This window comes from Sulfolobus sp. B1 (assembly GCF_007050195.1).
Classification (GTDB): domain Archaea; phylum Thermoproteota; class Thermoprotei_A; order Sulfolobales; family Sulfolobaceae; genus Saccharolobus.
In genome coordinates this window covers 1-8,676 of record NZ_QIMI01000071.1, presented here as the reverse complement: position 1 = coordinate 8,676, position 8,676 = coordinate 1, and the positions used below count along the sequence as shown (strand labels likewise).

General features: G+C 33.0%; 10 protein-coding genes and 1 pseudogene. 5 read left to right on the top strand and 6 right to left on the bottom strand.

Features of this window, described 5'->3' with window-relative positions; genetic code table 11:
* Positions 1–841: divalent metal cation transporter (locus DMP16_RS06085; protein WP_143576980.1), on the top strand; the 841-nt coding region annotated here is incomplete at its 5' end.
* Between the two features lie 10 nt (positions 842–851).
* Here the strand turns inward: DMP16_RS06085 and DMP16_RS06080 are convergent.
* The 3 genes from DMP16_RS06080 to DMP16_RS06070 form a co-directional block, all read right to left on the bottom strand.
* Entirely contained in the window at positions 852–1,724 is an 873-nt protein-coding gene (locus tag DMP16_RS06080) for a hypothetical protein (RefSeq protein WP_069282920.1), read from the bottom strand.
* 225 nt (positions 1,725–1,949) lie between these two features.
* A complete protein-coding gene (crtI, locus tag DMP16_RS06075) occupies positions 1,950–3,359 on the bottom strand; it encodes a phytoene desaturase family protein (protein ID WP_083216360.1) in 1,410 nt (469 codons plus the stop codon).
* The gene (locus DMP16_RS06070) at positions 3,356–3,823 is read right to left on the bottom strand and encodes a sterol desaturase family protein (protein ID WP_069282918.1); all 468 of its coding nucleotides are present in this window, start codon (positions 3,821–3,823) and stop codon (positions 3,356–3,358) included. Before DMP16_RS06070 ends, crtI begins: the two co-directional genes overlap by 4 nt.
* 120 nt (positions 3,824–3,943) lie before the next feature.
* Between DMP16_RS06070 and DMP16_RS06065 the strand changes: the two genes are divergently transcribed.
* From DMP16_RS06065 to DMP16_RS06050, 4 genes are all read left to right on the top strand, one after another.
* Positions 3,944–4,789, top strand: coding sequence for a phytoene/squalene synthase family protein (locus tag DMP16_RS06065; RefSeq protein WP_069284649.1), 846 nt, complete (start codon positions 3,944–3,946; stop codon positions 4,787–4,789).
* Positions 4,762–5,454, top strand: coding sequence for a lycopene cyclase domain-containing protein (locus tag DMP16_RS06060; protein ID WP_069282916.1), 693 nt, complete (start codon positions 4,762–4,764; stop codon positions 5,452–5,454). The genes DMP16_RS06065 and DMP16_RS06060 overlap by 28 nt, the downstream gene beginning before the upstream one ends.
* Complete coding sequence (locus DMP16_RS06055) at positions 5,439–6,323, top strand: hypothetical protein (RefSeq protein WP_069282914.1); 885 nt, start codon at positions 5,439–5,441, stop codon at positions 6,321–6,323. Before DMP16_RS06060 ends, DMP16_RS06055 begins: the two co-directional genes overlap by 16 nt.
* 390 nt (positions 6,324–6,713) lie before the next feature.
* On the top strand, positions 6,714–7,001 hold the full coding sequence (locus DMP16_RS06050; protein ID WP_143576979.1) for a winged helix-turn-helix domain-containing protein: 288 nt from the start codon (positions 6,714–6,716) through the stop codon (positions 6,999–7,001).
* On the opposite strand, the gene DMP16_RS06045 is transcribed toward DMP16_RS06050, so the two are convergent.
* The 3 genes and pseudogenes from DMP16_RS06045 to DMP16_RS06035 all read right to left on the bottom strand — a co-directional run.
* Positions 6,990–7,508, bottom strand: a complete 519-nt coding sequence (locus DMP16_RS06045) for a hypothetical protein (RefSeq protein ID WP_069282910.1) — start codon at positions 7,506–7,508, stop codon at positions 6,990–6,992. The genes DMP16_RS06050 and DMP16_RS06045 overlap by 12 nt on opposite strands.
* 117 nt (positions 7,509–7,625) lie before the next feature.
* On the bottom strand, positions 7,626–7,979 hold the full coding sequence (locus DMP16_RS06040) for an NAD(P)H-dependent oxidoreductase (RefSeq protein ID WP_255446816.1): 354 nt from the start codon (positions 7,977–7,979) through the stop codon (positions 7,626–7,628).
* 31 nt (positions 7,980–8,010) lie between these two features.
* A pseudogene (locus tag DMP16_RS06035) lies at positions 8,011–8,676 on the bottom strand (glycosyltransferase family 1 protein); the annotation flags it as partial.

Sequence of the window (8,676 nt, the reverse complement as noted above, 5' to 3'; positions counted from 1 at the left end):
ATTTTTCCTAATTCATCTTGCTATAATACTTACGAAAAAATATACAAAGGCAGAAAAAATATTATTGGGAATATCATTCATATTGATGATTTCATTTATAATTCAAGCGGGATTAAGGGGAATAGTCCCTAATCAGCAAATATTCTATTTCTCCTCCTCACCATCGTTTATTTTTCTGGTAGCAGCAAATATAGGAGCAGTAATAATGCCATTCATGTTGTTTTATCAAGCTTCCGCTACTGCTTACAAGTACATAGATGCCAATTCATCATCTGAAGTGAAGGTTAGATGGTCGTCTTATGAAACTATAATAGGAGCTATCGTTTCAGAGGCATTGATGGTAGCAATAGAACTAGCGACGACTGGTATTTCAAAGTCTGTAGATCCATTAAACTATGAACAAGTATCTCAAGCTCTTTCAATAATCTCTGGTAACCTATCTCCCTATATTTTTGGTATAGGATTAATTAGTGCTGGCTTCTTAGCACTAATCGTAGAGTCTTTTGGAAGTGCATGGGGCACTTTAGAGTCCTTGAATAAATACGATCCATATGATGAAAAGAGTTATAAGAACTTAGTTTGGCTTTACCTTACGGAAAGTGTACCGGCTTTAATAGTAGTAATGATATTTAGCAATAATTTTGACAAGATAGTAAATTTTGTCTTAACTCTAATGTCTATTTCACCTATAGTAGCCCTAATTCCTGCCTTCTTCATAGGAATTCTCGTAGGAGATAGGAAAATAATGGGGGACTATGCATATGGTAAAACTAGATTGATAATTTACTGGATTACCATGGCGTTAATAGGAATTAGTGGATTCATGTCTCTAATTTATTAACATAATTCTTCTACTTACCCTTCCACATCTTTAATGATGATACAAAGTCGTTTATTGAATACCTACTTTTCCAACTCAATGGATATGAAAATTGTATGTATTGTGAGGAAGTGTAATCTACATTAAGCAGTTCCTCATTGTCTAATGTTAAACGTATCCTCTTGTTATCCGCCTCTATTCCCAACTTCCCATTATCATTCGAGCTTTCAAGAAATTCAAACCCCTTATCGTATCTTAAAATGACGAATTTTTCTAAATTGTTTACGTTATTATTTACAACAAGAATACCTGACCCAAAGATTATGTAAAATAGCCATAGTTTCACTACGTTAAGGTTTTGATCAATACTTCTTATACTGTAAGCTTCATCACCAAAGGATGTGCATCCTCTTAATGCAATACACATCTGATTACCGTAAATATAAGCTGTATTGTTAGCCCATTCAGCATATTTTTCCATACTCTTACTTAAAGGCTCTATATGAGCGTAATACTGAGAGTCTATCTCTATAAGTCTAGTGGGGGGTAAATATTTTATTGTGTCGGGGCTGAGGTCCAAAAATACAACGAAACTAGGATATGATCCACTCCATATGGAATAAGCCCTCTCTGAGACCTTTCTAATTTCAGTAAAAGGAGGTAACTTGTAAATTAATCTGTATAATCTATCAGCCAAAACTGGATCTAATCTACTTAAGACTATAGCTCTAAACGCTGAAGAAATAGCGCTAATGTAAGGCATAATGTCACTTTCACTCTTAACTCTTTTCACTATTCCATTTTTTATAATATATACCTCGTTATCATCACTAACTTGAACTTCTATTTCACACTGAGTATTAACTAAGCCCTTCTTCCATTTGATACACTGTCTATATACCACAACTTATATTTAGAGAATAGAGTAATTAAGTTTTATATACCAACCTTCATGTGTTAACTTATATAAATTAAAGATTAGACATGAATAACTAAGATCCCTTCATAGCTAATTTTCCGTTAAAATTTACATAGTTATATCCATTTGAGCTTTTAAAGATACTATAAAGGTTAAGGGGTCATTAGAATGTTTTTACCATATAATAATAAAAAGTTAAGTTATTCCTTATTATCTCCGCATCGAGGTAATGATTTTCTCTCCTACTAACATTGAAGATATAGTAACCATGGGAACACCTATGCCGGGCTGAGTATATTGTCCCACATAAAATAAATTGTCTATACTCTTATTCTTCAAAGGAGGTCTGAAAGGACCAGTTTGACTTAAAGTGTGAGAAAGACCAAATGCTGTTCCCTTATATGCATTATAATTTCTCATAAAATCAAGAAGTCCAAAAGTTCTCTTAAACTTTATGACAAAATTAGAACCAGTCTTTATCTTAAAATCTTCAATTGCTTTATTTAACAAATACTCTTCCCTTTCCTTAAAACCTGGAGGTATTGGAATGAGAAAAACTAAATCATCACCCTTTAAATTCTTGTCAGTAGCTTTCCTATAACTCACATAATATGACATGTTCCCCACATCTATTTCCTTACCTTTACATATTGAGTCAAAATGCATCTTCCAGTCTCCATTAATTATTATGGTATGATGGCTTGACCTAACCTCTCCTTCTACGCCTAAATAACCTAAAATAGCAGAAGGAGCTAATTTTCTCCTTTCCCAATAATACTCTCCTAATGCGTATTCGGGGGGCAGGAGAAGGTCAGCGTAATGATAATCCATATTAAATACAAAAAGATCTCCATCTACCTTCCTACCCTCTGATTCAACATATATAACCTTGTTCTCCTTTACCTTTACTCTATCTACTTCAAAGTTAAACAAGAAATCGACTCCAGCTCTCTTACATGCCTCGAATAATTTATTTACCAAACCCTTAAATCCACCCTTTGGATAATATACACCTTTCCCCAAGATTGCGTAGTTCACCATTGCATATATTGCAGGAGTGCTAAAAGGAGAACCTCCTAAAAACACTGAAGAAAAACCTACAGCCTTCAATGAAACATCATCCTTAAAGTACCTCCTGTTAAATGAATCCAAATTCAAGAATATGGGGAATTTCCTAAAGTTTTTAATTATGACACTATCAAACATGTCACTAATTCTCATTTCTTTGAAAAGAAACCTCTCCATTGCAAGTTCATACATGAACTTCGTATCTTCTATATACTTTTCAACATCGCCTTTAATTACGTTAGGTTCAGAGGCATATATATCAACACCTCTGCCTAACTCATTTAATTTTCCTACATACAGAGAAAATAGAGGATCAACTTTCTCTATTTCTGGAACTTCTTCTCCTACTTCTCGGTAAAACTTTTGAAATACTTCTGGCATTAAGTACCATGAGGGACCCATATCAAAAGAGAATTCTCCCACTGAAAAATTCCTAGCCCTTCCCCCAGGTTCACTTAGTTTTTCTAACACAGTGACTTGAAAACCTTTTCTCTGTAAATATAGTGCTGTTGATAATCCTCCTATCCCAGAACCTACTATAACTACATTCACTTAATTTCACTCTCGTTAGGAATCTTGTCTATACCCTTAATTACCAGTAGAAAACCCCAATTCCCTCTTCCTTCCTTGTGATGAACGTCATGAACTAAAATAAGCTGTCTAAATAATCTGTGTTTTAAACCCCAAGACCTTAGATGTAAATGCCTATCGTGGATGATCATATCATGAATAAAAAAGTAAGCTAAGCCATATGCAGTCATCCCTAACGCTACAGACAAGAATAGTAGACTCCCAGTACTTAACCACTCTATTATTAGAAATATTGCTATTGATGCGAATAAAATTCCAAAGGCATCATTTTTCTCTATCTCAGCTTGTTTTTCCTTATGATGGTCTTCATGTAATATCCATAGATAACCATGCATGACGTATTTATGTAGACCTCTAGCTATGAACTCCATCCCAAAAAATACTGTAATACTGATCAGGATTAGTTCTATGGTATGGAATAGCATATCATATATAAGGCTTAATATAAATAAAGCGTGTGTTAAAAATATTTTAATAGCTTTTAAAAAGCGATTGTTAAACGGTTTTTTATACAATGCTTTATCGTGTACTCCTCTTATAGAATTATGGATGATTATAAAACATTAAATGCCATCTTTAGGAGGGGCAGTGTAACTTATTATAATAGTACTCTATTCTTTCCAGATGAAGTCAGAAGAGATGTGACGAGGCTTTACGCTTTTGTCAGAGTTTTTGATGATTTAGTTGATTCGATACCACAAAAAGTAGATGAATTTTATGAAATGAGAGACAAGTTCTACCGTGTGTTAGAGGGTAAGCAAATTGATGGCGTTGTTCTAACTAACTTTTCAGACCTAATGAAAAGAAAAAGGATTGAAAGGGAGTGGGTAGAGGCATTTCTGAATTCTATGGAGTCTGATATTTATAAGAAGACATATTACACTATCGATGAGACATTAAAATATATGTATGGCTCAGCTGAGGTAATTGGTCTAATGATGATGAGGATTTTGGGTTTAAATCAGGAGTCAAGTTACTACGCTAGAATGTTAGGAAGAGCAATGCAGTATTTGAACTTCATTCGCGACGTTAAGGAAGACGTTGAGTTAGGTAGACAGTATCTGCCTTACGACGAAATGAGAAAATTTGGTATTAAGAGCTTATGTGAATGCAATGAAGGGTTTAAGAAGTATATGAGGTTTCAGATTGAAAGGTTTAATGTATACCAAAGAGAAGCCGAGAAGGGATATAAGTACATTCCATTGAGGTATCTAATACCGATAAAGACTGCAGCTGATATGTATAAATGGACAGCTAATAAGATATGGCACGATCCATGTGTAGTGATAAGGGTAAAGGTTAAACCAAAGAAGAGGAGGATAATAACTCAAGGTGTCTATAATTCGCTAGTAGGTGTATTGAGATGGTTACCTTCTTTTATCCCCATTTAGCATATATCGAAATAGACTCCATGATATTCTTTCCTACTCTAATCATATCTCTTCTTTTCGTGAAAAGAAGGTACAAAGCTTTAGCCTTTTCCATTCTAGTATCCTCTATACCATTCATATTGTGGGATATTTTTGCAACCTCTATAGACAGTTGGAGCTTTAACCCGTATTGGATAATTGGACTCAAAATTATCAATTTACCAATTGAGGAGATACTATTTTTCTTCGTTACACCTTTCGCTTGTCTGATGATATATGACTTTGTAAATATTAAAATAAGAGACAATAAGATACCTTTTGTCAGAAGAGACAAAGTGTTGATTGTATCAATTATTGTTTTAGTATTAGACTTCTTTTTTAGATATTTTTCATATACTTTTGTAGACCTTATATACTTCTCAGCTTCTCTCATTCTAGTAGAGATATTTGATGAAGAAATGTTTAAATCAACTAATTATTGGGTATTTGTTGCTTTAACTTATATTCCTTTCCTAGTTTTCGATTACTTTTTGACTTCCCTTCCTATAGTCATCTATGGACCTCACTCTATATTAGGGATTAGAATCTTGACTATTCCAATAGAGGATGCAATATATTCTTTAACTATGATGAACTTCTACACATTATTTTATAGAGTAGGTGAACGAATGTGGAATCTAACATAGAGACCTATTACTCTAGTGAAGAACCTAGGAAGATAGAGAGAGTATATCAATTCGATAGAGATTCGATTATTAAATGGATGAAAAATAGACCTTCAGCGGAAATCAAAGTAATTAAGGATAATACAGAAAATGATGTAGTAGTCGTTATTCCCACTATGGACGTTAATTCTGGGAGAGCTAGGCAAGCTAAATCAATTTTCTCACCTTTACCAATAGTTTTCGTTGAAAGTAGGGGGAAATTCTTCAACTATGCAAGAAGCGTAAATTTAGGTGTTTTAAAGGCTATAGAGTCACATCCGAAATGGGTAGTTATTTCAAATGACGATATGCATAAAGTAGATAATGCTACTAAGTTAATCGATGAACTTTCTACGGCTACAAAAGGTATGGTATTGGCTAGTCCATCATCATATCATACGTACAGAGTATCAATAGTAAAACCAACTTCCGATTTCGTTAGAGTAATGCACATCATAGGCAAAATATTCCACTTGCCACCAGCAGAAGTATATGGTTATTTGTTAAATAAGTATGGAGAAAATCTCAAGATTAAACACGTCGTATTAATTAATTCCATGGTAGGTCCCTTTATTAAGCTTTCCGGGGAAATTATTGATTCATTCTTAAATGCAGGAAGTTTTCTAATCTTGAATAGAAGGGTAATCAATGGAAAAGTTTTTGATGAAACGTTTATCAATGGGTACGAAGATGTTTACCTATCGATGAAAATGAGAGAAGATCTTGAGATAATAAAGTTTAGGATAAATGAAGATAGAGGTAGTAGTTTAGGATTCAATAAAATTAGATTTTTAAAATTATTTGTAAATGAAGTTTACATGAATTATCTCCTAGAGAGATTTAAGTTCTGACTTCCTCCCCGAAGAGTGAAGCTTTCCTCAAATCGTAAGAAACATATGTCAAGAAATTTCATAATAAAGTGACGACAAGTTTCACCATTCGAGATGAGATCGCTAATTATAAGTAGTAGATCTCGTTGTAAGAAAACAATTAAGTGATAAATTTATACATATTAAGGGAAGCAAGTGTTAATGAAAGATAGGAATAATAGTAAATAGATGCAATATATACTTTTTGTAGATAGTGATATTCAATAAATTGTTTCCTGATAACAACTTTCTATAGGACATAGATCACGATAATTGATATCTTATATCTGATATTATATATAATGTTGATGCCGTTAAAGTAATTATGAAAATAAATATATATGCGTTCAATTAAAGGTTATCATGATAATAATGAGGAGAAACCGTGAAGAAATAATTTCCGACATACTAGAGGCTATTGACAGTAAGATAAATAGAATATCATCGATAATGAAATATGTAAATCTTAGTGCATCTTTGGCTAAAAAATATTTGGCATTAATGAAAGAAAATGGTTTAATTGAAGAAAAAGACGGTGAGTACGTAATCACTGAAAAGGAAAGGAAAGTCCTAGAGCAGATAAGAAGTATAAGAAAAGCTGAAATAGACTTAATTACCTTGGTTAATGAATTAAAGAAGGAAATAAATCTAACTGAATAATGAAAATATAAGATAACCCAGTGTAAACAAAGCTATTGACATATTCAGAATTTTGTAAATTCTCTTAGGTATGATATTTAATATTGAAAGGGAAAATATTGAAATAAACGATGCAAATATGAAAGCTAAGAGTGTTTCTATAGAATATAATAAATTATATCCAGATGATGCTATAACTATCACTATAACCTTTGTAGGAGTAATAACAAAAGCTCCTTGAAGTACTCCAGCGGTATTAGCACCAATATCGAATTCTTTACCAGTTATAGCTTCGATTATAAGAAGGATTGAGAATATTATTCCTACTATATCTGCAATTATCTCAAGAATCTTATTATCCCCTATTAATATGACGAGCGGTATAGCTATAACTATGAAACCAGCTGAATGTGATAAAGCGAATTGTAATATCTTTCGCCTAGTCTTTAACAGTCTTGCCGTAACTACATGATCAGGTTCTATACCATGAGATAAGCCTAATATGACTGCTAATATTATAGGATTCACGATTTAGATTAGGAACTTTAACTAAAAATTAGTTATTGACACTAAAAAATAAATTGTTACTACCACGCAAATATTGATTAATTTCCTCAAACAAGGAATAATAAAGTAAAAAAGCTGTTATACTCTTATTACTTGAACATTTTTAGATATTTTCACTTGATAAACTAAATTTGATATCAACTGGCTTATTAACTTCTTCGCAGTCTCATCAGTTAAATTTCCCTGCTCGTCGAACTTTTGCTGAGCAAAGCTTACGAATACCTCTGGTGCAGGAACTACTATTACATTAAGGAAGGATAATATTTGCCTCAAGTGATACTGAGCCAAGGATCCTCCTAGCATTCCCATAGAAGCACTAACAATAGCAGCTATCTTTCCACTAAAAGCATTGTCGTTATATGGCCTTGATGCCCAATCAATTGCGTTCTTTAACACCCCTGGTATTGACCTATTGTATTCCGGAGTAGCTATTAATAGAGCGTCAGCTTCCCTAATCTTTTTCTTAAACTCTTTTACAATTTGAGGGATATATTAACACTTTAGCCTTAGATACGGTATCATATACTTCTTCAATTGGCCTATATCCTTTATACTCTATTTTTCTAGAGGACATTAGCATCTCTTCATCCCTCTCATTTATCGTCTTGCCGAAGACGACTACCTTACTTTTTAATAGATTAGCAATATTAGGAAGCTCTCTTATTCCCTTTTGAGGAACTAACCTTGCTAATAATACCGCATAATCGTCTTTTCCCTTGGTCCTCCTAAATTTATATATTAAATCCTTATTAAACGCATTTCCTACTCTAAATACTTTTAATTTAATGTTATACTTATTGCATATCTCATCTATTCTAGATAATTCAATGGAAGCTTGAGAAACGGACGCAATTCCTTTCAATACACCATCACTCATAGCCTTTATGTAAGCCTTTCTATCTAGCTTGTAAAAATACCACATCAGAGTATCATAGGCTAAACCATAAAGTCCTAAAATCTTCCTATATCCCCTTCCAAAAGTCTTCCTAAAAGGTTCATCATGAAGAAGCTTAATAAGAGGTTTATTAAGTTTTTTTGCAATGTGATACGATAATCTAAGAGTAATTGAGTCCTCATGCATATCATAAACTAAGTCTGCCTTTACATTATTTAGCATTTCAATATAGTT